General features: G+C 59.4%; 17 protein-coding genes. 8 read left to right on the top strand and 9 right to left on the bottom strand.

Translation table 11 applies throughout. The features are described 5' to 3' along the window. The 5 genes from AC1ECN_RS26760 to AC1ECN_RS26740 form a co-directional block, all read right to left on the bottom strand. The coding region (locus AC1ECN_RS26760; RefSeq protein ID WP_477954625.1) for a strawberry notch-like NTP hydrolase domain-containing protein at positions 1 to 3,494 on the bottom strand (3,494 nt) is incomplete at its 3' end. Between the two features lie 127 nt (positions 3,495 to 3,621). Further along, positions 3,622 to 3,876: a DUF6117 family protein gene (locus AC1ECN_RS26755; RefSeq protein WP_477954624.1), complete on the bottom strand. Its 255-nt coding sequence runs from the start codon at positions 3,874 to 3,876 to the stop codon at positions 3,622 to 3,624. A gap of 91 nt (positions 3,877 to 3,967) precedes the next feature. Further along, positions 3,968 to 5,158 (bottom strand): DUF932 domain-containing protein, encoded by a 1,191-nt coding sequence (locus tag AC1ECN_RS26750; protein ID WP_477954622.1) that lies wholly within the window; start codon positions 5,156 to 5,158, stop codon positions 3,968 to 3,970. Between the two features lie 71 nt (positions 5,159 to 5,229). Further along, positions 5,230 to 5,886, bottom strand: a complete 657-nt coding sequence (locus AC1ECN_RS26745) for a hypothetical protein (protein WP_477954620.1) — start codon at positions 5,884 to 5,886, stop codon at positions 5,230 to 5,232. A gap of 103 nt (positions 5,887 to 5,989) precedes the next feature. Beyond that, on the bottom strand, positions 5,990 to 8,113 hold the full coding sequence (locus AC1ECN_RS26740) for a ParB/RepB/Spo0J family partition protein (RefSeq protein ID WP_477954618.1): 2,124 nt from the start codon (positions 8,111 to 8,113) through the stop codon (positions 5,990 to 5,992). A gap of 625 nt (positions 8,114 to 8,738) precedes the next feature. Between AC1ECN_RS26740 and AC1ECN_RS26735 the strand changes: the two genes are divergently transcribed. From AC1ECN_RS26735 to AC1ECN_RS26725, 3 genes are all read left to right on the top strand, one after another. Next, positions 8,739 to 9,380: a hypothetical protein gene (locus AC1ECN_RS26735; protein WP_477954616.1), complete on the top strand. Its 642-nt coding sequence runs from the start codon at positions 8,739 to 8,741 to the stop codon at positions 9,378 to 9,380. A gap of 115 nt (positions 9,381 to 9,495) precedes the next feature. Then, positions 9,496 to 10,329 (top strand): type IV toxin-antitoxin system AbiEi family antitoxin domain-containing protein, encoded by an 834-nt coding sequence (locus AC1ECN_RS26730; RefSeq protein WP_477954627.1) that lies wholly within the window; start codon positions 9,496 to 9,498, stop codon positions 10,327 to 10,329. Then, positions 10,319 to 11,236 (top strand): nucleotidyl transferase AbiEii/AbiGii toxin family protein, encoded by a 918-nt coding sequence (locus tag AC1ECN_RS26725; RefSeq protein WP_017969077.1) that lies wholly within the window; start codon positions 10,319 to 10,321, stop codon positions 11,234 to 11,236. The genes AC1ECN_RS26730 and AC1ECN_RS26725 overlap by 11 nt, the downstream gene beginning before the upstream one ends. 263 nt (positions 11,237 to 11,499) lie before the next feature. Here AC1ECN_RS26725 and repC read toward each other — a convergent pair whose 3' ends face one another. From repC to AC1ECN_RS26705, 4 genes are all read right to left on the bottom strand, one after another. Beyond that, a complete protein-coding gene (gene repC, locus AC1ECN_RS26720) occupies positions 11,500 to 12,714 on the bottom strand; it encodes a plasmid replication protein RepC (protein WP_477954614.1) in 1,215 nt (404 codons plus the stop codon). A 155-nt stretch (positions 12,715 to 12,869) separates the two neighbouring features. Continuing rightward, entirely contained in the window at positions 12,870 to 13,895 is a 1,026-nt protein-coding gene (gene repB, locus AC1ECN_RS26715) for a plasmid partitioning protein RepB (protein WP_477954613.1), read from the bottom strand. Continuing rightward, positions 13,892 to 15,106, bottom strand: coding sequence for a plasmid partitioning protein RepA (repA, locus tag AC1ECN_RS26710; protein ID WP_017969074.1), 1,215 nt, complete (start codon positions 15,104 to 15,106; stop codon positions 13,892 to 13,894). The genes repB and repA overlap by 4 nt, the downstream gene beginning before the upstream one ends. 550 nt (positions 15,107 to 15,656) lie before the next feature. Then, complete coding sequence (locus AC1ECN_RS26705) at positions 15,657 to 16,805, bottom strand: site-specific integrase (RefSeq protein ID WP_477954611.1); 1,149 nt, start codon at positions 16,803 to 16,805, stop codon at positions 15,657 to 15,659. A 190-nt stretch (positions 16,806 to 16,995) separates the two neighbouring features. On the opposite strand from AC1ECN_RS26705, the gene AC1ECN_RS26700 reads away from it, so the two are divergent. The 5 genes from AC1ECN_RS26700 (at position 16,996) to AC1ECN_RS26680 (ending at position 22,861) form a co-directional block, all read left to right on the top strand. Continuing rightward, positions 16,996 to 18,135, top strand: coding sequence for an RHE_PE00001 family protein (locus AC1ECN_RS26700; RefSeq protein WP_477954610.1), 1,140 nt, complete (start codon positions 16,996 to 16,998; stop codon positions 18,133 to 18,135). A 126-nt stretch (positions 18,136 to 18,261) separates the two neighbouring features. Beyond that, positions 18,262 to 18,453, top strand: coding sequence for a helix-turn-helix domain-containing protein (locus tag AC1ECN_RS26695; protein WP_477954609.1), 192 nt, complete (start codon positions 18,262 to 18,264; stop codon positions 18,451 to 18,453). A gap of 12 nt (positions 18,454 to 18,465) precedes the next feature. Beyond that, positions 18,466 to 20,655, top strand: a complete 2,190-nt coding sequence (locus AC1ECN_RS26690) for an N-6 DNA methylase (protein WP_206117024.1) — start codon at positions 18,466 to 18,468, stop codon at positions 20,653 to 20,655. Continuing rightward, a complete protein-coding gene (locus AC1ECN_RS26685) occupies positions 20,652 to 21,563 on the top strand; it encodes a GIY-YIG nuclease family protein (protein ID WP_477954603.1) in 912 nt (303 codons plus the stop codon). Before AC1ECN_RS26690 ends, AC1ECN_RS26685 begins: the two co-directional genes overlap by 4 nt. Further along, on the top strand, positions 21,563 to 22,861 hold the full coding sequence (locus AC1ECN_RS26680) for a restriction endonuclease subunit S (RefSeq protein WP_168285414.1): 1,299 nt from the start codon (positions 21,563 to 21,565) through the stop codon (positions 22,859 to 22,861). Before AC1ECN_RS26685 ends, AC1ECN_RS26680 begins: the two co-directional genes overlap by 1 nt. The last annotated feature ends 2 nt before the right edge of the window (positions 22,862 to 22,863 follow it).

The following is a 22,863-nucleotide window of genomic DNA, read 5'->3' as shown; positions in this document are numbered from 1 at the left end:
GCCAGCAGCTGCTCGAAGGCCTCGAACAGCCGGTTCTGCATGGTGATGGTCAGTGCCAGCATCCGATTGAGGAATGTCTGGATGGGCGGCAACTCATCCTTCAATCCGCCCTCCTCCGATGTCAGCGACAGGCCGGTGATGCTTTCGAACGTTTCCAGCGAGCAGCCTTCGATCCTGCCGGCATGCAGCAATCCATAGAATTGCCGCAGCGCGTCGCGGGCAAATTGGGATTCGAGGTTGTCCTCGCTGCGAAACATCCCCTGCCCACCCGTCTGGCGCTGGCCGCGGGTGATGGCGCCGAGCGTATCGAGACGCCGGGCGATGGTCGAGAGGAAGCGTCGTTCGGCCTTGACGTTGGTGGCGATCATCCGGAAGCGCGGCGGCTGTTTCTGGTTGGTGCGATGGCTGCGCCCGAGCCCCTGGATCGCCACGTCGGCGCGCCACCCGGCTTCCAGAAGGTTGTGAAGACGCAGGCGCTGGTTCTTGGCGGCGAGATCCKCGTGGTAGGATCTGCCGGTCCCGCCGGCGTCGCTGAAAATCAGAATGCCTTTCTCGTCGTCCATGAAGGCGCGGGCCTCGTCGAGATTGGCGCTGCCCGGCCGGCTCTGCACCGCATAGTGGGCGATGGAGCTGCTGTCCTCGCGCCGGACGATGCGGCGCGAGCGGCCGGTGATTTCGGCGACCTGGCTGGTGCCGAAATGCTGGACGATCTGGTCGAGGGCCGTCGGGATCGCCGGCAGGCTACCCAAGGTTTCGGCTAGCTCGTCGCGCCGACGTTCCGCCTCCCGGCAGATGACAGGGTTGCCGTCCGCGTCATGAACCGGCCGCGAGCTGAGATTGCCCTCGGCGTCGGAATATTCCTCGAAGAGCTGCACCGGGAAGGAATGCATCAGGTAGTCGATGACATATTCCCGCGGCGTCACGTCGACCTGCAGATCGCCCCATTCCTCGGTCGGGATCTGTGCCAGCCGGCGCTCGGTCAAAGCCGCACCCGTCGAGACGAGTTGAACGATCGCAGCGTGACCCTCTTGCAGATCAGCAGCGGTCGCCTTGAGAAGGGCCGGCGTCTTCATCGAGGTCAGAAGATGATTGAAGAAGCGCTGCTTCGAGCTCTCGAAGGCCGAGCGTGCGGCGGCCTTGGCTTGTCTGTTCAACGTTCCGGTTTTGCCGGTTATGCCGGACGCCTCCATGGCTGCGTCGAGATGATTGTGGATGACCTGGAACGCCTGGGCATAGGCATCGTAAATGCGCACCTGCTCATCGGTCAGCTCGTGCTCGAGGATCTCATATTCCACGCCTTCAAAGGAAAGCGAACGCGAGGCATAGAGGCCCATAGCCTTCAGGTCTCTTGCGAGAACTTCCATGGCAGCGACACCGCCATCCTCAACCGCGGCGATGAACTCGGAGCGTGTGGGAAAGGGAAAGTCGCTGCTGCCCCAGAGACCGAGGCGCTCGGCATAGGCAAGGGATTCCACATCAGTTGCACCGGTCGCAGAGACATAGACGATACGGGCATCCGGAAGGGCACGTTGCAGACGAAGCCCCGCCCTGCCCTGCTGCGACGCCGCCTTGTCGCCGCGCTCGGACTTGCCGCCGGCTGCGTTTGCCATCGCATGGCCTTCGTCGAAGACGATCACGCCGTCGAAATCGTCGCCGAGCCAGTCGACGATCTGCTGGACGCGCGAGCGTTTGCCTTCCCGCTCGTCGGTGCGCAKCGTCGCAAAGGTCGTAAAGAGGATGCCCTCTTCCAGCTTGATCGGGCTGCCCTGGCGGAACCGCGACAGCGGGGTCACCAGCAGCTTTTCTTGACCCAACGCGCTCCAGTCGCGCTGCGCGTCCTCGATCAGCTTGTCTGACTTGGAAATCCAGACGTGCCGACGGCGACCCTTCAGCCAATTGTCGAGAATGATGCCGGCAGCCTGGCGGCCTTTTCCCGCGCCCGTGCCATCACCAAGAAACCATCCACGGCGAAAACGAACGGCATGCTCCGTGTCAGGTGCGACGGCCTTGAGATTGTCGAAGGAGGCATCGAGGCTCCAGTGGCCAGCGAGGTAACCGGAATGGGCTTCGCCGGCATAGATGACGCTTTCAAGCTGGGCGTCGGAGAGATCGCCGCTGGTGACAATGCGCTTCGGTAGGTGCGGGCGATAGCTCGGCTTCGGCGGTGCGACCGAGGCCATCGCAACGGATTCGACAAGGGTGTCAGGATGAGGTTTTGCGTTGGGAATGTGGATCGACTTCAGCCGGTAGGTCTCGTAGATACCGTCAGCAGCATTTGTCTCATCCTTAGGGGGCTGAGCGTCCCGCAGCTCGTAGGAGAGTTCGATGATCTCGTCATCGACGGGTGCAGGGAGGGCCGTTGGTGAAGGCTGCAGCCGCCCGCCGACCGCAGGGCGATGCGGCGGTGCGGCAACCGCTGCTGGACGCATCGTGTCGGCGCGCAGGCCGCCGCCGGAGAGCGCACCGACGGAGTTCGACGTCGCCGCGGGCGCGCGGGGCGGAAGGCCGGTGATCCAGGTGAGCAGTGTTTCGAGATCGCGCGCAGTGCCGCTCGACGTCACAAGCTGCGACGGATTGTCGGCCGGGATCTTGTCGATCACGATCAGCCGGGTTTCCATCGTCGTTCCATGACGGGCATAGATGCCACCGTCGACCCCTGCGGTCAACAGCACCGTGCCCTTCTCCTGCAGCCGCACGAAAGCGTCCCGCCATGCGGGATTGTCGGGAGAAAAGCTCGCGCCGGTGATGGCGACCAACCGCCCACCGGGAGCAAGCCGCGCGAATGCGGAGGAAAGATGCCGCCAGGCGGCGTCAGCCACGCGACCTTCGACATGAACGCCGGCGGAGAATGGCGGGTTCATCAGCACCACGGTCGGCCGAATGGACCGGTCGAGGTAATCGTCGATATGCGCTGCATCGTGTCGAGAGGCTGAAACCCCGGCGAATAGCCGCCCCAGCAGCGAGTGCCGGACCACCGCATATTCGTTGAGCGCCAAGCGAGCGCCTGCGAGCTCCGCAAAGATCGCCATCATGCCGGTCCCAGCCGACGGCTCGAGCACCACGTCAGCGGCTGTGATGCTCGCAGCACGAGATGCGACGTAGGCAAGCGGGATTGGCGTCGAGAATTGCTGTAGTGCCTGGCTCTCCTCGGATCGGCGTGTATGGGTCGGCGTGAGGTTTGCCACTTTCGTCAGCATCGCTAGCGCCGCGTGGGGCGACTGGCTTCCGGATACGATCGTGCGGAATTTGCGGAGGAACAGCACCTGGGCGATCTCGGTCGCCTCATAGGCCTCCTTCCAGAGCCAGAGGCCCTCGGCGTCGCTGCCGCCGATAACCTCGGTCATAATTTGCCGCAGGTCAGCTGTGGTGAGGACTTTACCTTGCTCCAAAAGCGGCGTGATCTTGCCGCCAGCATCCATGAGTGCTTCAGCGCGCGTTCTGATATCAGGACGTGGAGAGGTGGAAACGATTTGGCGATGCGAGATGATATTCATCGAAGGATGCTCCAAGAGTGAGGAAAGAACAGGGAATCCAGCGTCCTGCCGAAGTCGGAGGAACGAAATCGGGAAGCCAGGGCGGGATCGGGAATCGCCGGCTTAAACCGCCGGCTATTGTCAGTGCCTAGGTCGTCGGGCTTACGAGGAAGCCAGTCGGATCATCGAGATCGGGCGGCAGATAGGCATCGTAGGGATTGCCTTCGGCAAGATGGCCAAACGGCGTGAAGGCGCATTCGCCGTCACTGCGGCCGACGGCGCAGAGCACGTAACGCGGCTCGCGTGTGGCGGCATCAAGGCATTCCATGAGAGCGAGATTGCCATCGGACGCGGCGCGAAGCAGCGTGTCGAAATTCAAGCGAGCGTAATCGGGTATAGCCATTGCAGTGCTCCACGAACGGAAATGCCCGACACGGCGGCCGGGCTGATGGTGGTGGTGGTGGTGAGGTTAGTCTGGCCTGTCTCAAGGCGTGTCAGGAGGCACTCTCCAGCAGCTTTTTCGCTTTGCCTTCGAGTTCCAGACGCGTGTCCTGATTGGTCTTGGTGCGCGCCAGCGCGGTGATGCCTTGTACGAAATCGAAGACTGACTCCGGTGGCCGTCCCTCGTCCGACAGCACCATCTCGATCACCTTGCCGGTCTCACCTTTTGAGAATCCACGCCGGCGCAGGAAGGTTTCGCGATCATCGTCCTTGCGGGCGACGATCTGCTCACGCGCCGCCTTGATGCCGGCGATGAAAGGGGCTGGTGAGGAATTGGCGAAACTCGTCAACGCGGGTGCTGCCTCGTGGGCGAAGCGCGGCGCGGCGAACTTCGAGTGGCGGATGGTGATTTCCTCAAAATTCTCCGTGCCCCAGAGATTGCGGTTGGCGCAGACCGCTCGCAGATAGAAGGAGGCGATGCCGAGCATCTTCGATCCGACCTCCGAGTTCCAGGCGTAGAAGCCGCGGAAATAGAGGTCGGGCTCACCGTTTGGCAGGCGTCCGGCTTCGATCGGATGGGTGTCGTCGACGAGGAACAGGAAGACGTCGCGATCACTGGCATAAAGAGTGGTCGTGTCCTTGGTGATGTCGACGAAGGGATTGTGGGTCATCGTCGCCCAGTCGAGAACACCTGGTACTTTCCACATCGTGTCACCGGTCCCATTGCCGGCGATCTTCATCACCGCTGAGACCAGTTCATGATCCCAGATCCGACCGTATTCCGGTCCGGTCACGGCCCTTAGTTCCAGCCGACCGTCATCCATCTCAAGCGTCTTGACGAGTTCGGCACGATGGTTGAGCAGACCGTGCTGCAGATTGATGGCAGCGAGCGGCGCGGGCAATTGCCGCATATAGGTGGCGGGGGCGCCAACGAGGCTGCAAAGCTGCCCGTAGCTCCAATGCGTCGGTGCGATGGCTTGGCGCTGACCTGGAACGAGAAGCTCAAGCCGCTCCGCATTGTCGCGGGTTGCCTCGACGCGGATCGCAGCGCTTTCGATCGTTCGGGCATGGGCGCGCTCGGCGCGGGACCGGACGGTGTCGTAGAGATCGCTCAGCGACAGGAACCGTTCGTCGTCGGGACGGGAAAACCATTCTGACGAAACGCGGCCGATCCGCTCGCCGCGGGAGATATCGACCTTGAAGGCGGAACGGGCGGACGGGTTGTTGGAGGTGAGAGTGGTCATAAGCTGTCTCCTTAAAAGCGGAAACCCGGCGCGATGGCCGGGCGAGGTGGGAAGGATGCTGGGAAGAGGAATCAATCGGGAGCCAGCCGGCGGTGCGTCGACCGGATTGCCAAGAGCGCCGCCTGGAATTCGGCGTTCCCGACCATGTCGGAAAAATCCATCGTGGTGGCGATTGACAGGCATGCAGCATGGACCTCGTCGTCGGTCACGGCCTCGGGTGTTAAACCCTCAAAGCTCGAGTCGACATCGATCACCGCGGTGATTGCGTCCCGCACACGATTTTCCTGGAGCCTGACCAGGACGTGGGAAGGCTTTGGTTGATCAACCGGCTCTTCAGGATCCGGGTCTCCGGCGAGAATGGCTTCTCCTCGGGCGATCGCCCAGGCAGATCGGTCGAGCCAATCGAGCGACGACGGCCGGGCAGCACGAACGTCATCGAACAGGATCTTCAGCAGTCCGAGCAGGATCTCGAAATGACGCGCCCGGCGCCGGACAGGTTCATCGAACTGCGGCGGGATCTGGACCGGCGGACCTGCATAGGCCGCATGTGCGCCTTCCCAGATGCCGGTGATATGAATTGGACCCGAGGAATCGACGTCCTTCTCGGCGATATCCCAGCTCTCATCTTCGATGGCAGCACGGCACGCCGCGTCCAGCATGTCGGCCGCGTAGGTGCGATGCCGGAAGACTGGCAGGTGATAGGTGGTCTCGATGGTGAAGTCAGGCATAGGTGTCTCCTGAAACGGAAAAACCCGGCACGGTGGCCGGGCTGTTGGGAAAGAAGACCCGACCGCAACGGCGGCCGGGTCAGCCGATGTGATGCTCGTGAACCTATTCAGCGGCGGCGAGATGATCGCCGTCGAGCCCACTTTCCGTATCGCCGGTGTCATCGTCCGACGTTTCCGGCGCGTCGAGCAGGAAGGCCGGCAGGTCCTGAATTTCCGTAGTCTCAGCCTGATCGGGCTCGACGGCGTCATCTCCAGCGTCGCTTTCGATGGTGCCTTCCCCGATCGTCATGCGAAGGGGTTCAGGCAACCAGCCGCAGCTCGTCATCAGCCGCTCGGCCTCGCAGGCCATGTCGGCCTTCTTGAGATGGCCGATGAGTTCTGCCGCCTGGTCCCCCTTTGCCTCACGAACCGCCTCCAGGATGTGCGCCTTCGTGACACGGCCGAGATAATTATCGGCGGTCGTCGTCCAACCGGCTTCCACCATATCGAAGCCGATCGAACTGGCGAGCTGATTGGCATGGGCGATGGCGCGTGTCCGCTTGTTCCAGGGTTCGATCACCGCGTTGACCGACAACGAGGCGCAATGGGCAAACAAGGCCTGGCGGCTGACCTCGTCGASCTTGATCAGGAAATCCCAGAGATCGTTCGGATCCTTGGGCAAATCCTGGCCCCAGCCATCGTGCCTTTGATCGATCTCCTTCGCCCAGACCGTATCGCCGAGGCCGGCCGTCTGGCTGAAGCGAGCGCTCTGCAGCGTCACCTCCAGGCATGAATCCGATCCGTAGACGTAGAAGGTCTTTAGAACAAAGGCATGCAGGACGGCGACAAAGGCGATGACCGGGTTGTTCGCCAGTGCGTTGCGCAAAGCGATCGTCCGCGCTGCCGTGAGATCGAGAACGAGTCGGTCGGGAAGCGGCTTGATCGTTTCGTCCTCGTCGTCCGGTTCGGTGCCTTCACCGCCGGCGCCGCCGGATACTCGTAGATCACCGCCATGATCCGCACGACCGTCGCTGACATCAGCCGACGGATCGGCCTCAGCCTGCTGCTCGTCCTCGGGACGCACGAAGCCTCGCTCGATCTTGAGGTCGCCACTGGCGCCGAGCGACACGAAGACACCGCCGCGGGCGACCTCCTGGGGATCGAACACGAACGGTCGGTCGTTGAGCCGGTCGAGCTCGGCACCAAGCTCCTCCAGCTTTTGTTCGGTCGCTTCCGAGCACTCGTTTGCCTCCGCATACTCTGCGTCGAGCTTGTCGTATTCGGCGCGGGTGGCGTCATAGCGTGCCAGTTCATCTTCAGTCATTTCTGCCTGCTCGCCGTAGAAGCGGCGCAGGCCGGACGTGTGGCCGTACGGAAAATCGACGGCCGCTTCGACCCATTTCCAGCCCTCGCTCACCTGGATCGCCTCGGCGTCGGACTTGAGCTTTTCCATCACAAGCTGCTCAAGCAGCGCCGGATCCTGCAGCCATCCGCCCTGATCCTGATCAAACAGATCCCGCATGGTGATGCCGCCTGCGGCCTCGTAGGCTTCGATACCGACATAAACGGCGCGGCGGTCGCTGGCGCGGATCGCCGTTTCGGTCAGCAGCCGGCGGATATAATAGGGCTCGCGGCTATGCGAACGCGAGATCGTGTCCCAGACCTGCTCCTGGCGGACGTGGTCATTGGTGATCGAGAATGCCATGATCTGTTCGAGCGCCATCTCGTCTTCGGCATAAAGATCGAGAAGCCGCGGTGAGACGGACGCCAGACGAAGCCGCTGCCTGACGGTCGCGACCGAGATGAAGAAGCGCGCGGCGATCTCCTCCTCGCCGAGCCCCTGCTCCCGCAAGGTCTGGAAAGCGCGGAACTGGTCGAGCGGATGTAGGCTGACGCGCTGGACGTTTTCGGCGAGCGAGTCCTCGACTTCTAGGGTTTCGCCTTTGCTGACGATGCAGGGAACGCCGGCGGTTTTGGCCAATCGCTTCTGCGCGACGAGGCGCTCGAGGGCGCGATAACGGCGTCCGCCGGCGGGAATGCGATAAATTCCGGTCTCCTTGCCATCGCCGTCGAGTTCGGGGCGGACATTGAGGCTGGTGAGCAGCCCGCGGTGGGCGATGTCTTCCGCCAGGTCCTCTATTGAGACGCCCGCCTTGATCTTGCGGACGTTCTGCTGGCTGAGCACCAGCTTGTTGAAGGGAATATCCCGGGCTGCACTGAGGGTGATTTTCTGGATGGCCTGGGCCATGTCGGTTCTCCATGACGGACCGGGCGGAGCCTCTCTCCAACCCTCTCAATCCGTCACAGCTTTCCCGTCCCTCCTCTTCCTCTACCGCCTTCTCACCATGTCCCACCGCTTCCACCGGCGAAGCTTCCCTTTCGGCCAAGATCCGGTAATGCTGCGTCAGGGATCGAAGCCCTCGGGTGAAGACTGGCACGGCCATGCTTCAGCTTTGCCGACAGCCCGGGCCGAAGGCGATGCCAGTCGAACCGATCCGCGACGAGTTGTGCACGAGGTGCTAAAGCGAAGGGAGCGTCCAGGTGTGCAATCCGCTCCCTCAGCTCCTCCCCGGGCGTTGCGCGCGAGGGACATTGTCCACGGGCTTCCCCTGGTTCGCGTTGAATAGGACTTCATGTGCGTAAGAATACTAATTTAGTTCTTGTTTTGTTCCATTTCGCCTTAGAAGTCGGGCCAAACTAAAATAGGAAATCATCCCAACGAGCAAATCGCAGCCGATAGCGCAGAAGAGCCAAGGGACTAGCTAATTTGAGAATTTTACGTGCGGTTCGGGACTGGGACCGGGATAGGAATGTGTCAGTGGACGGCGATGGCGCCCTCGCCCGAGGGTTCGATCGCCAGGAGATGAACGCCGATGGGAAACCCGCAAAATTTCAGCATCGACATCCCGCGCCGTTGCCAAATGCTGATCGACGAGCTCTGGCCACTGATCTCTGAAAAACGCGATGACGGTTCCCTCCCCCTGAACGCGTCGTTCCTATTGGCGATCTCCACGCCGATGATCAACCTACCGATCGAGCGGATATGGAAACCGGAGATGGGTCACGCAGTCGGCCATTTGAATGACGGCGTCCTAAGCAGCCGATTAGCTGGAGCCATGCGAAAAAACATCGGCAACCACCCGATCTCCCAAGCTCCATTTTACCAACCTGACGTTTGGCGATACCATTATCTGCCGAAGGGAACAGGCCTCCCGGACCTTTCGCAAGGAGGTTTGCCTGCCGACGTGGGAGCTGCTTTCGAATTGCCAGCGGGGCTGACTGCAGGGGCTGCGCTAACGGCTGCCCTCTTTTGCAAGGTCTTACGCAACGGTCTTGCTCATGGCGGCGTGCTTTATCTTGATGAGCACGGTCGAAGCACACCTGGCGCGCCGGTTCGGGCGTTCTGCTTCGTGAGTACGAAAGAGAAGGATCGCAGGATTGCATTTTTTGCGTGTGGGCATGAAGAACTATCGTGCCTTTCTGCAGCTTTGGGCAAAATGGCTTCAAGACAATGACGGGCAGGTTTCGCCGCCACATGATTGGCCGTGAAAGTCCGTTAGAAACGGACATTTTTCCCTCTTTATAAAGTCTTCTTGCCGGCCACTTTAAAAGGTGCCATTTTTGTCCGTCATGAGCGATCAAAAACGCGACAAATTAAAGTCAATGCTGGATGAGGTCCCGGCAGGCTTCATCGTGGATTCCGCATGGATGCGGAAAATGGAAATCCGCCGGAGCTCGACACATGATTATTTGCGCCGCGGCTGGCTGGAGCCAGTCGTACATGGCGTCTATCGGCGTCCCTCGCGGGATGGTTCGGCAGAAGAACGCATCGACTGGCGCATTGCCGTCATGTCTGCACAGACGATCATGAATTACCAGTTCCACGTCGGCGGCCGCACGGCGCTCGGGCTTCGCGGGCATGTGCACTACCTGGCACTGGGGGACGCCGAAAAAGTCTTCTTCTATGGCGATGCGCCCCGCTGGCTCGTGAACCTTCCCACCAATGGCCTCCCCGTCCTCCGCAGCACGCGACTCTTCAAGACGGCGGATCTTGGGATCGAACCACTGGCGGCTGAACCGGACGGCAACGCCATCCTGTTTCTACAGAACTGGACGATACGCGCTTCAGCGCCGGAGCGGGCCATCCTCGAAGCGCTGGACGAACTGCCGGGCAACGAAAGCTTTCACAACATCGATACGATCTTCGAGGGTCTGACCAACCTGCGCCCGCGTCGTATCACCGGGCTTCTGGCCGACTGCACCAAGGTCCAGGTGAAAAGGCTTTTTTTCGTATTTGCCGACCGCCACGAGCATGCCTGGCTCAAGCATGTCGACCGATCGATCGTCGATCTTGGAAGCGGCGACCGTTCATTCATCAAGGGCGGTAAACTGCATCCCACATACCGTATCACCATTCCGGAAGAGTATCTTCCCGGGAAGCCGGAGGGCAACGATGGCCCGTGAACAGTATATTTTCCAGCTCGAGCTCCTCGTTCAGGCTTTGCCGATGATTGCCGACGAACCAGTTTTCGCCTTGAAGGGTGGAACCGCCATCAATCTCTTCTACAGAGATCTCCCGCGTCTCTCGGTCGATATCGACCTGACCTACCTTCCGCTCAAACCGAGGGTCGCGAGCCTGGCCGAAATCGACGAGGCCCTCGACCGGGTCGCTGGGAAGGTCGAAAGTATCAAGGGCGTCCGGACAAAGCGAATAGCTGGCGGTGGCGGCGGCGATACACGCGTCGAGGTGAGGCGGGGCCAGACCGCAATCAAGATCGAAACCTCTCCGGTCGCCCGCGGCACGGTGCACCCCGTCGAACGACGCAGGGTCAGCGAGCGGGTCGAAGATCAATTTGGTTTTGCAGAAATGCAGGTTGTCGCCTTCGAAGACCTCTTCGGCGGCAAGATGCATGCAGCGGTCGATCGCCAGCATCCGCGCGATCTCTTCGACATCAAGTTGCTTTATGAAAACGAGGGACTGACCGACCCGCTGTTTCGCACCTTCCTCGTCTACGTGGCGAGCTCCGGACGCCCGCCCCACGAGTTGCTGCAGCCCAATAGGGCAGACGTCGCACATGTCTTCAATCAAGAATTCGATGGGATGACAATCGAGAAGGTCTCGCTAGACGAATTGCTGGATGTCCGGGAGCGGTTCCTGAAGGACATCCAGGAGCGCCTTGATGACAAGGCCCGCACGTTTCTGCTGTCCCTTCACGATGGTGACCCCGACTTCGAGGTTATCGGCTTGCCGCACGCCCTCGCCTTGCCGGCGGTCCGCTGGAAGATCCTCAACCTGCAAAAACTAAGGAACGACAATCCGCCCAAACACGCCGAACAGCGCGGGGAGATCGAGCGCCTCTTCATACGATGATGCGCCTTTGGCCTATCTGCAGGATCGATGATCCGACGACTGGCTCGCTTCTCCTGCCGCCCGACGCCGCGCCTATCGGAGATTACCCCCTCGGTCTTCCTCGAAGACCGTACTCCCAGCTGGTGATTTCGCTCCAAAATATCGAAATTAAAAAATCAAACGACTACAAGGGTTTAGGAGAGTTGGTCGCGACCAACTTTTCTACGGAGCCTTTGGAGGGGGCAAACTTCCCCGCGGTTCTCTTCGAAATGGCCCGGCCGCCCCTACCCCGCTCTCGTTTGCGCCAGGCCATTCGCCTTCAACAAGGCCATAATCATCGGCCCCAGCGAAAATTCGCCTCGCTCCGACCGTCGCGTGAGATCCCGCAAGTATCCGCCCGGAGAATTGATCATGTTTGCTCGCTCCAGGATGCCGGCAACCGCGATCGCCGCATTTTCCGGCCCCATGATCTCACACGCCTCCTGATAGGCCGACGGGCTGATCCCCAGCATCGACCGGACGACGACGGCTGCGGACATCAACTCGCGCCAGCTCCCTATCGCGCCGCCGGCCCCATAATCGATAACTTGCGGGCAGGCCTTCAACACCAGGCCGAGCGGGAATGCCTTCAACGGCTCTCGCTGGATTCCATTCGCCCCGCTCGATTTTGCCCCCTGCTCTTTTCGGGAGCTAGGTTCAAGTTCACTAAAGGATTCGGGGTTTGAATTCTGTATGTGACGCTCGGTATGGGCAGCATTGCCGCTTGGATTTTCTGCTTTTTCCTTATTTTCCAGCCGGTTGAGCACTTCCTCTTTCAGCATCTGCATTTCTTCGAGGATTGCGTTCACGTCAGCGGTCGATGGCGTGCGTGGCAGTCGGGCAATCAACCCTACATAAATGCCTTCGATCGCCTGCCAATCGCCATCTGCCCCTTCCTCCATGGCCGCCGAAATCAGCTTGCGCACGTCGCGCCGGCAGATCGTCAGATTCTCCTTCATCCTTTTGAAGGCGGCGCGCTCCGCCACGATCTGCTGCGCGAACATGGCGAGCTCCTCCGCGCGAGACAGCAATGGCGAAAGATCGAAACCGAAGGCGTTCTCGATATCACCCGTGTGGTCTCTGCGTACGTAGCGCTTACCGTTGGCGCTATCTTTTCGAATGATCAGGCCGGCCTCAACAAGCGCCGCAAGATGCCGTCGGAGGGTGGAACCCGCMATCCCATGGGCACGCAATGACAGCTGCGCGTTCGACGGAAAAACGATGAGCGATGCGTCCTGGCGCAAATCGTTTTCCGGATAGAAGCTCAGCAAGGCGTCAAGCACCGCCAAGCTGTTGGACTGAATGCCAAGCAGCGCCATTGCCGCAGAAACGTCGCGAAAGACTTTCCACTTCTCTGCCGACTTCCCCGCCTTGATCTCGGCAACAGCTTGCTGCCGTCTGACCAGGGCAAGCGAAACCGGCCGCCGCCCAAAGGGCGTCGTCACATTTCCCGTTTGCATCGTCTCTTACCTTTCAGCAGGCAAAAGAAATTTGCTCACCAAATCGGTGCCAAAGACTCTTGACGAGGATTCGAGGAAATGCGATTCTGTTCGTGCTAAAGAGACAGAAGGGCTTCCGCGACGGCAATGTTGAGGGGGCTCTTTTCTTTTGCGCGTTACGCTTCCTTCTTCTGTTTCTGTTTCGCACGGTGCGCTCCATAAAGCGCCGGCAATTGCTCGAGCACGAACGCCGCAAAGTCCGGCGTCGCCTTCCGATCGATCATGATTTCCACCTTCGCCTTGCTCTGCTTCACCTGCGCCAGGCGCTCGCCAGCGGGGCTCGCCATGACTTCAGGGAGACCGCGTTCCAACCGGCGCGGCTTCAGATGTGCAATCAGCGCCTTGAACCGGTCGGCGGAATGAAGCACCTGTAATTCGGTGGAACGCACACGTTCGAGGACGTTGTCGGCCGAGGAAGCCTTTTCGATCAGATCGGCCAGTTCCTGCCAGCTTCTAAGGCCGATGCCGGGGGCAGGGCCGATGGCATCGATCAAGTCCACGGGAAGGGCTTCGATGATGGCGAGCATCTTGGAGAGATCGCCCTTGTCGACGGACATCGATGAGATGATCACGTCTCGAGAGAAACGTTCCTTCAGACGGGCGGCAAATCGCGCTTTCTCGATAAAGGAAAGATCCTGGCGCTCGTTATTCTCCTGGCCTTGAGCAACGACCAGTTGCTCGTCCGTAAGATCCCGGACGACCGCCTTGACCGCCAGGCCGAGTTCGGTCACCGCGCGTAAGCGGCGATGACCGAAGGCAACTTCATAGCGACCGGACGTATGAGGGTGAGGGCGCACGAGGATCGGCACCTGTTGGCCCTGTTCCTTGATAGACGCAAGCAGCCCATCGATGTCGCCCGGCATCCGGTCCTGCATGAACGAGGGATCGATGATGTTCGGATCGAGATCGATCACCGCCTGGCCCTCGGCAAGACGCCGTTCGATTTCTTCGGCTCGTTCCACGCGATCGTTCTGCTCGCGCAAAGCATTGCCGATATTGGCGGTCAGCTTTGTTGCCGGGTCACGGTCCTTGCGAGCAACGCCGAGAAGCGGCATGGTGCGGCTCTTTGCCAATTGCGGGTCGTGCGGCGAGGGCGCGGCAGGAACGGTTGCGGAAACCCCCAAAAGGTCCTTTCGGCTCATGTGGTTCTACCCCACGCTTTCTTGATCAAAGACTCGATCTCGTCATTGACGGCATTCATCGCCTCCAAGGCGCGATCGTATGTCGAACGCGTGAATTGGCCGCGCTCGACTTCGAAGAGTGTCTGGTTTGTAAGCCCGGCATCGGAGACAGCGGTCGTCTTCAACATCGGAAAATTGAGCACGTTCTCGCCGAAGATCGACCGGAGGTAACCGACCATCTGGTTTTGCGGGCCGTCGCTCGGCTCGAAGCGGGTGATGAGATACCGCATCCAGTTGAAGTTGAACCTGGCGCCAGCATTTTCGATTTCCCGCAGCAGATTTGACGTCATTGCCAGAAACTGGTTCATCGACATGACATCGAGCATCTGGGGATGCACAGTCACCAGGATCGACGTCGCGGCGGTCAGCGCAGAAAGCGTGAGATAGCCGAGCTGGGGAGGGCAGTCTATGACGACGACGTCGTAGTTGTCGGCGATGTCCTCGATGACCTGGCTGATCCGCCCGTAGAAAAGCGTATCGCCTTCTTTGCGGCTCATTAGGGCGCGCGGTGTGTCGTGCTCGAACTCCATAAGCTCAAGATTGCCGGGAATGAGATGAAGATCGGGAATGTACGTTCCCCGGACCACCTCTTCGATCGGGCGCTGTTCTTCATCGTAGCGAATGGCGCCGTAGAGCGTTTCGTTCGGACCGACATGAATTTCCGGCTGGTTGCCGAACAAGGCGGACAGGCTGGCCTGAGGATCGAGATCGATCGCGAGCACGCGATATCCCCGCATGGCAAGATACTGGGCCAGATGTGCCGACGTCGTGGTCTTGCCTGACCCACCCTTGAAATTCATCACGGAAATGACTTGCAGTTGCTCGCCATCGCGCCGGTGGGGCAGGTAGCGTCGATTTCCGCGACCCACCTGATCCATATGCTTCCGGATCTGATGGATATCCTCGATCGAAAATATACGACGGCCGCCCGCACCCGTACTAACGTTCAGTTCCGGCATGTCGGACGCGATTTGGCGAAGATAGGATTCTTTGACGCCGAGAAGCTTTGCGGCCTCCGACGGCCCAAACCCTCGGATGCCTTTCTCTGCAGACGGCGGAAAGACCTTGACATGATGCGCTTGCAATTGTCCCGACAGGGCCTCAGCATGCCGCTCCATCAAAGCGGTCAATCCTTCGATTTCCGACGCTGTCTTTACGGCGTTTTTCGCCATCCCATAACCCGTTTCTTGCCAGTGGCGGTTTGAAGCGAACAATCGAAAGAATTCCGCCGATGGCAATAGGCCCCGATTCTGTCAGCCGGGCAAGAGTTTTTTGGTTAACAAGCAGTTAATACACCGACTGGTCCTTCCCGTGAAATCGATGGTTTCGAGCCTCGCATCCATGGAAAACAAAGAGTTATCTAGCTATCCGAGAGAAACTTCGATTCCTCTCCGGCGTTGGAAAAGCGCAAGCCAAGTGATCGCTTAATCCAGCCGTAGTAACTCTTGCCGCGGAACACATTGAGATCTCGGCCGAATCGACCTGTTTGCCAACGAACTTTTTTCACTACGGAGCAGAGCGGCGAGGGGAGCTCTCACTCAAAGCACGCGCCGTCTCGGGATTGAAACCGTCGACCTACTGATCGAACTCCTTCGCGAGGGTAGGGGCTGTGGTTACCTACTCTGTTAGCAAGTTTTGGCGCGAGGTGCTCACGCAAATAGGCACACTTTAGCTCGAGCGGGAGACCTTTCGTTATCTTCGGACACAGAACAGACGCCAGCATCATAGCATACGGGCGGCGCGTCCGCTTGGACGTGTAGCGTTGTTGTAGTAGTTCGACGCCTGTTGCACTGACCGATGACGCGACTGTTCCATGGCTTCGAGGAGCGGGATGTTGCGGATGGCCGCCTCAGTGAGAAATCCCGACCGCAACCCGTGCGCGGAAAACTCCCCCGGTTCCAGCCCAGCCATCTCCGCCCGCTGTTTGATAATCGCATTGACCGACTGCGGATCGATCGCCCGCCGCGACACCGTCCCCCATCGTCCTATGGCCCGAAACACGCTTCCGCCCTCGATCCTGGCGGCAACCATCCAGGCGTTGAGCGCCTCCACCGGCCGACCGGTCAGATAGACGACATCGTCCTGTTCGCCGGAGGTGGTCTTGGTGCGACCGAGATGGATGGCGAGCGAGGGGAGGGGGGCGCCATTCTCGACCGGGATCGGCGGCTCAACGGTCAACTGTTCGCGGCGCAGCCCGGCGATCTCGCTGCGCCGGCGGCCGCCGGAGGCAAAGGCGACCATCAGGATCGCCCGGTCACGCAGATCGCGCAGACTGTCGGTCGCGCAGGTCGCCAGCAGATTTGCCAGCACGTCACCGGTGACCGCCTTGGCGCTCTTGCGAAGACGTTGTCTTGGCGCGGCTCGGATCGCCAGCCGAATGGCTGATTTGAGGGCAGGGGAGGCGAAGGCGCCGTCGAGGCCGCGCCATCTGGTCAGCGTCGACCAGTTCGCCAGGCGCCGGCGCACGGTGGCCGGCGCGTGCGGACCGACGGATCTCAGAAACCCCTGGCGCCGAAGGTTTTCATCGACATCGGCCGGCATGCCGTGATCGGCATCGGTCTCGCGATGCTGCGGATCCCAAAGGTGGTGGGCGACGAACTTTAGCAGCAGCGCCTCCGGCGCCGGCCAGGGCAGGGTTTTTCCGGTCGCTGCCAATCCCCAGGCTTCCAGATAGGTGAGGTCCGAGGTCAGCGCCCGAAGTGTGTTGTCGCCCATGCCCTGGTTGACGAGATGGCGCAGCGTCTCGACATCGTGGTCGGTGAGCAGTTCGGCGAGCTCGTCGCGGCGCTCGATCGGCAGCACGGCGGCGATCGTATCGAGCTCTTCGGCGCGCCGCTCCACCGCGGTTGCTGATTTCTTGGCTTTGGCCACGGGCGCTCCAAAAGTGGCGGTTTTCGCGGCCTCCAGGGCCGTGATTTGCCCCGATTCTTTCTGATTTGCGGGGCGAAATCAATCTACCATCGATAAGAGCTACTTATCGATGGCTAGGCGTGGCCTAGGACATCATCAGGAGTGAGGAATGATAACTATGAGATAGCATTCCTTTAGCAAATCATTTACCATGATTTCAATGGCTTACGACCTCGCGAAAATCAGCATGACAGCCCTGATGCGGCCGGCGTTCGACGCCGGCATCGCTCTCACCCGCCTGGACGAGCGGATCGCCCGCTCCCCGGTCGGGGCCGGCTTCCTTGAGCGCATGCATTTTGCCGATGCGTGCGCCTCGCTGTGGATCGACGGCGAGCTCGTCCATCTCGAAGATCTCGTCCTCCACGATGCCACCCGCGACATCCGCACCCCGACCCACGAGCTGACCATCGCCCGCGACGTTCTTCGCACCCGCCGGCGCATTGCTGTGCAGCTACCCGGCTGGGCGCTTTCGGCCGACGGCATTCGAACGCTGCGGAAAACCTCGGAAATAACGTCGGCCGCCGCTGACGAGGCGGAGCCGGCAGCTGCCAACCGGCGCCCGGCCGCGATCGATCAGGAAGGGGAGGGGGACGATTTCGATGACGTCGAAAACCTCCCGGGTGTCGACTATGCCGCGATCGATGCGGTGTTGGCCCGATCGGAGGCGGCGATCGCGAACGCAAGGCGGCCCGGGCGTGGCGGCGGCCAAGACAAAGATCCGATGATCTACGATCTCGACTGGGACGAAGACGCGCGGCTGGACGAATGGCGCGGCGTATTGCGGCAGGTGCAAGACCTGCCGGCGGTGCTGCAGGCGATCGTCGCCCTAGAGGCCTGGAACGAGCTTTCGGTGCTGCAGCACGCACCCTGGCTTGGCCGGCTCTTTGCCGCCTCGATTTTGCGCCAGGCCGGCATCACGTCAGGCACCCATCTCGCTGCCATCAACCTTGGCCTGAAATCCATTCCCGTCGATCGGCGCCGGCATCGCGACCGGGAAACTCGCCTGCTCGCCATCGCCCACGGCCTTTTGGCGGCCGCCGAGACCGGCATGAAAGAACATGACCGGCTGACGCTGGCGAGAGCGATGATGGAGCGAAAGCTGGAGGGGCGCCGGACGTCTTCAAAACTGCCAGAACTGGTCGAGCTGGTGATGGCAAAGCCGCTGGTGTCCGCAAAAATGGTGGCGCAGACGCTGGAAATGACGCCGCAGGCGGCGCGGCGGATTGTTTTGGAACTGGGCCTGCGGGAGATGACGGGGAGGGGGAGGTTTCGAGCGTGGGGGATAGTCTGAAACTGGCCGAGACCATAGGCTGGGTTGACGAGAGCCAGGCCTGAAAGCGGGCTCTTGGAAACAATGGTTGATTAGTGCCGGTTTATTCCTTATTTTCTCAAATCGTCGAAATAATCGGGCAAAGCAATGGATACAGACATCCTGACTATCCGCGAAGTCGCCGAATATCTTCGCATCACAGAGAAGACGGCATACCGGCTGGCATCAGAGAGTAAGATACCTGGCTTTAAGGTTGGTGGCTCTTGGCGATTTCGAAAAGGGGAAGTCGACCAGTGGATTGAAGAACAGAGACGCGTCAACTCAAAAAACGAAATTTAAAAAGGTATAATAGTGGCTAACAAGCAGGCAGTAATTGATCTTGTTTACGACATTGCGAACAAGCTTCGCGGCCCTTATCGCCCTCCGCAGTACCGACGAGTGATGTTGCCGATGACGGTTCTAAGGCGACTTGATCTTCTACTTCAGCCCACCAAAGACGACGTCATTGCTGAATTTGAAAGGCTAAAGGCTCAAGGTCTGGAGGGCGATGTTCTTCACAAGGTTCTGGGACGAAAAGCAGCAAGAGGTCGCCGTCAACCGCTCTACAACATTAGCGCGTTTACCTTTGAAAAGATGCTTGGTGATCCGCCAAATATCGCAGTAAACCTAAATTCTTTCATTAACGGCTTTTCCGAGAATGTGCGCCGCATCTTTGAGCGTTTTGAGTTTGAAGCGGAGATCGAGAAGCTCGACAAGTCGAACCGACTCTTCCTTATTGTGAAGGAATTTACCGATCCGAAGGTCAAACTTCACCCTAATGACCTAGACAATGCCGACATGGGCGATGTCTTTGAAGAACTTGTCCGTCGATTCAACGAACAAGCGAACGAAGAGGCTGGTGACCATTTCACGCCCCGTGAAGTCATTCGCTTGATGGCGAATTTAGTCTACACTGACGAAGAAGATGTCTGGAAACCGGGGATCGTTCGGACGATTTACGATCCGACTTGCGGTACCGGGGGCATGCTCTCGGTGTCCGAGGATGTGATCAAGAGCCAGAACGATAAGGCCCACCTCGAACTTTTCGGGCAAGAATACAATGCGGAAAGCTGGGCGATCTGTTGCGCCGATATGCTGATYAAAGATGAAGCAGTAGACAACATTGCCTTCGATGACACACTTACCGACGACGGGCATCATGGTCGACGCTTTCATTATATGCTCGCCAATCCACCCTTTGGTGTCGAATGGAAGCCGCAAGAAGACGTGGTCAAGAAAGAGCACGACGAAGTAGGCTTCGCAGGGCGCTTCGGCCCAGGTCTGCCTGCAATCCGTGACGGTGCGACCCTTTTCCTGATGCACATGATATCGAAGATGCACCCGTCGCCAGAACATGGCGGCGAGGGGTCTAAGATCGCAATTGTCTTTAGCGGTTCTCCGCTTTTCAACGGTGACCCAGGCCCGAGCGAGAGCAACATCCGTCGCTGGATCATCGAAAACGATTGGCTCGATGCCATCGTGGCCTTGCCTGACCAACTGTTCTACAACACGGGCATCCTAACCTACGTCTGGATCGTCTCGAACCGCAAGCCTGAGCACCGGCGCGGCAAGGTACAGCTCATCGATGCTTCGCGGCACTACGTGAAGATGACAAAGAGCAAAGGGGACAAGCGAAACCGGATTGCCGGAACCGAGGCGGGCGATCCGGATCAGATTGCCGATATTGTGCGGCTCTATGGCGACTATCAGGACGGCGCAACCGCGCGCGTACTCGTCAAGAACAGTGACAAGGAAGAATGGGAAGACCGGGTCTGCTGCCGAATCTTCGACAATTGCGACTTTGGCTATCTCAAGGTTACGGTAGAACGACCGCAGCGCTTAAACTTCCAGATCAGCGCCGAACGCATCGCGCGCGTTGTGAATGAGTCGGCATTCCAGAATCTTGCCAAGAGCAAGAAGAAGTTTGGTAGTGCGGATCACAAGACCGAAGTCGCGGCGGGCGAAGCGCATCAGGCCGCCATCATTGCAGCACTTGAAGCCGCCGTCAGCGACAAGCTGTTCAAGAACCGCGATACGTTCACCGATCATCTCGAAAGCGTGCTCGCTGGTGTCATGCCAAAGGTCCCTGCCAACGTCCGCAAGGCCCTCATAAGCGCACTGAGCGAACGCGACCAGACCGCTGATGTCTGCGTAGACAACAAGGGCGACCCTGAGCCAGACCCAGAGCTGCGCGATGTTGAGCTGGTGCCACTACCAGACAATGCGCCCCCCAAGCTTCCCATCGGCTATGATCGCGACGCCGACAATACCAAGCTGCTGGACCTCGTGCGCGATCACTGCGAGAGCTATCTAGCGCGCGAAGTGACGCCTTATGTCGCCGATGCCTGGATCGATCATTCCAAGACCAAGGTCGGCTATGAAATACCGATCAATCGGCATTTCTATGTCTATAAGCCGCCGCGCGAACTGGAGGCGATTGAGGCTGATATCACTACTCTGGAAAAGGACATCCTTGCCCAACTAAAAAAGGTCGTGTCATGACCGAAGGTAGCCGGGGACAGACGCTCGAACTCTACTTCGTCGGCGGCAAGCCGGACGGCATGTTGACAGCGGAAGTGTTCAACTGGACCGGCCACGTGCTGGTCACGCCGCGCACACAGATCACCGAAGCCCTGCGCCGTCGTGAGGCGCAATATACCGGCGTGTATCTCCTCTTCGGGGAACAATATGGGGCCGACCTTGCCTACATCGGCGAKGGCGAGGCCATGTCTGACCGGATCAGAAGCCACGAGGCAAAGAAGGATTGGTGGACCAAGGTGATCCTTGTTACCTCCCAGGCAAACACGCTGAACAAGGCGCATATCAAATATCTCGAATCACGCCTTGTTGAGGAAGCCAAGAGCATTGGTCGCATCGCGCTGGAGAATGGCAACACGCCCGCGCGCCCTTCTCTGAAGGAGGCCGAGCGGGCGAATATGGAAGGCTTTCTCGACTACCTCCTAATGGTGCTGCCCGCGATCGGCGTCGATGCCTTCAAGCAGAACAAGCGCCCGAAGCTGACCCGAGAGGATGTGCGCGAAGCCGCCTCGCCGGTCTTTGAACTCGTAACGAGAAAACATGGCCTGCATGCCCACGCGATCATTGAGGACGGCGACTTCGTGGTTCTAGAAGGTTCCACAGCGCGCGACAATTGGAGCGGTCGCGGGACCGAGCACACGTCTTACGCAAAACTGCACAAAGACCTGATGGACAATGGCGTCCTGGTGCGCGAGGGACAGTTCTGCCGCTTCACCCAAAATTTTGCTTTTGCCAGCCCCAGCGCCGCAGGCGCTGTTGTGAATGGGCGTCCTACCAACGGCACTATTGAATGGAAGGTCGAAGGTAGCGGCAAGACCTACAAGGATTGGGAAGCGGAACGGCTGGGGCAAGCGGGCGGGGGCCATGTGTAATGAAGCAAGTTCGCTATTCGGAAAGTTGGGAGCGTCGACGGCTCAAGTTCATCGCGGATGTAAAGACGAGTAACGTCGACAAGCATGTTCACGAAGACGAGATCCCAGTCCGTCTCTGCAATTACACGGACGTCTACTACAATCGCGTGATCAAGGATGACATGGAGCTATCGGCAGGCTCAGTCACACTGCATGAACTCAACCGCTTCGGGTTGCGGCGCGGCCAAGTGCTGATGACTAAAGACAGCGAAAGCTGGGACGACATCGCGGTGCCCGCCTACGTGTCACAGGATATGCCTGAGGTGGTCTGCGGCTATCACCTGGCCATGGTCGAGCCCTTGGACGATGAGCTCGATGGCGAGTTCTTCTGCTGGGCTGCACAAACCGACACCATCAACGACCATTACAAGCTTGAGGCGCGTGGGGTTACTCGCTTCGGTCTAGGCCATTATGCACTGAAGAATGTCGAAATTGGTTTCCCATCGCAGGATCGTCAGCGTGCGATCAATGCCTTTCTGCGAAAGAAAACCGCCGAAATCGATGACCTGATTGCTAAGAAGCGGGGTTTGCTGGGGCTGCTGGCGGAGAAGCGCTCGGCGCTGATTACTCGCGCGGTGACCAAGGGCCTCGACCCCACCGCCCCCACGAAACCCAGCGGCATCGACTGGCTCGGTGACATCCCTGCGCACTGGGAAGCGCGGAGATTACGATTCATCGGGCGGGCCCAGAATGGCATCAACATTGGGGGCGAGTTCTTCGGAAAAGGATATCCTTTCGTAAGCTATAGCGATGTATTTAAGAATTTTGAATTGCCGCAGGAGGTGACGGGGCTTGTGGAGAGTTCAGACGCCGACCGCAATAGATATGCTGTTAGAAGTGGAGATATATTCTTTACGCGAACATCCGAAACCATCGAAGAAATTGGGATGTCTTCGGTTTGCTTGAAGGCGATTCCCGGTGCGACTTTCGCTGGCTTTTTGATTCGCGTGAGGCCGTATCCAAACATTCTGCTCCCTGAGTTTTCAAAGTTTTATTTTAGGAACACAAGCCTCAGGGCATTCTTGGTCAAAGAGATGAATCTAGTCACTCGGGCGTCGCTCAGCCAAACGCTGCTCGGAAATATCCCCGTCCTAATTCCACCCCGTGAGGATCAGGAAAGAATAGCCGCATATATCAACGAAAACCTGGCTGCGCTTAACGATGTTGCCTCGAATATAGAAAGCGCTATCGAAAGGCTTACCGAATATCGCGCCGCGATCATCACCAAAGCCGTCACCGGCGAACTTGAGGTGACCTAGCG

It is taken from the genome of Rhizobium sp. 01N447_2, assembly GCF_056399245.1.
The sequence above is the reverse complement of the archived record's forward strand: the minus strand, read 5'-3'. Positions and strand labels throughout refer to the sequence as shown.

Bases quoted from the DNA above. Each gene is read 5' to 3' on its own strand.
- AC1ECN_RS26755 (WP_477954624.1), bottom strand. From the start codon at position 3,876: ATGGCTATACCCGATTACGCTCGCTTGAATTTCGACACGCTGCTTCGC.
- AC1ECN_RS26750 (WP_477954622.1), bottom strand. From the start codon at position 5,158: ATGACCACTCTCACCTCCAACAACCCGTCCGCCCGTTCCGCCTTCAAG.
- AC1ECN_RS26745 (WP_477954620.1), bottom strand. From the start codon at position 5,886: ATGCCTGACTTCACCATCGAGACCACCTATCACCTGCCAGTCTTCCGG.
- AC1ECN_RS26735 (WP_477954616.1), top strand. From the start codon at position 8,739: ATGGGAAACCCGCAAAATTTCAGCATCGACATCCCGCGCCGTTGCCAA.
- AC1ECN_RS26730 (WP_477954627.1), top strand. From the start codon at position 9,496: ATGAGCGATCAAAAACGCGACAAATTAAAGTCAATGCTGGATGAGGTC.
- AC1ECN_RS26725 (WP_017969077.1), top strand. From the start codon at position 10,319: ATGGCCCGTGAACAGTATATTTTCCAGCTCGAGCTCCTCGTTCAGGCT.
- repB (WP_477954613.1), bottom strand. From the start codon at position 13,895: ATGAGCCGAAAGGACCTTTTGGGGGTTTCCGCAACCGTTCCTGCCGCG.
- repA (WP_017969074.1), bottom strand. From the start codon at position 15,106: ATGGCGAAAAACGCCGTAAAGACAGCGTCGGAAATCGAAGGATTGACC.
- AC1ECN_RS26700 (WP_477954610.1), top strand. From the start codon at position 16,996: ATGATTTCAATGGCTTACGACCTCGCGAAAATCAGCATGACAGCCCTG.
- AC1ECN_RS26695 (WP_477954609.1), top strand. From the start codon at position 18,262: ATGGATACAGACATCCTGACTATCCGCGAAGTCGCCGAATATCTTCGC.
- AC1ECN_RS26680 (WP_168285414.1), top strand. From the start codon at position 21,563: ATGAAGCAAGTTCGCTATTCGGAAAGTTGGGAGCGTCGACGGCTCAAG.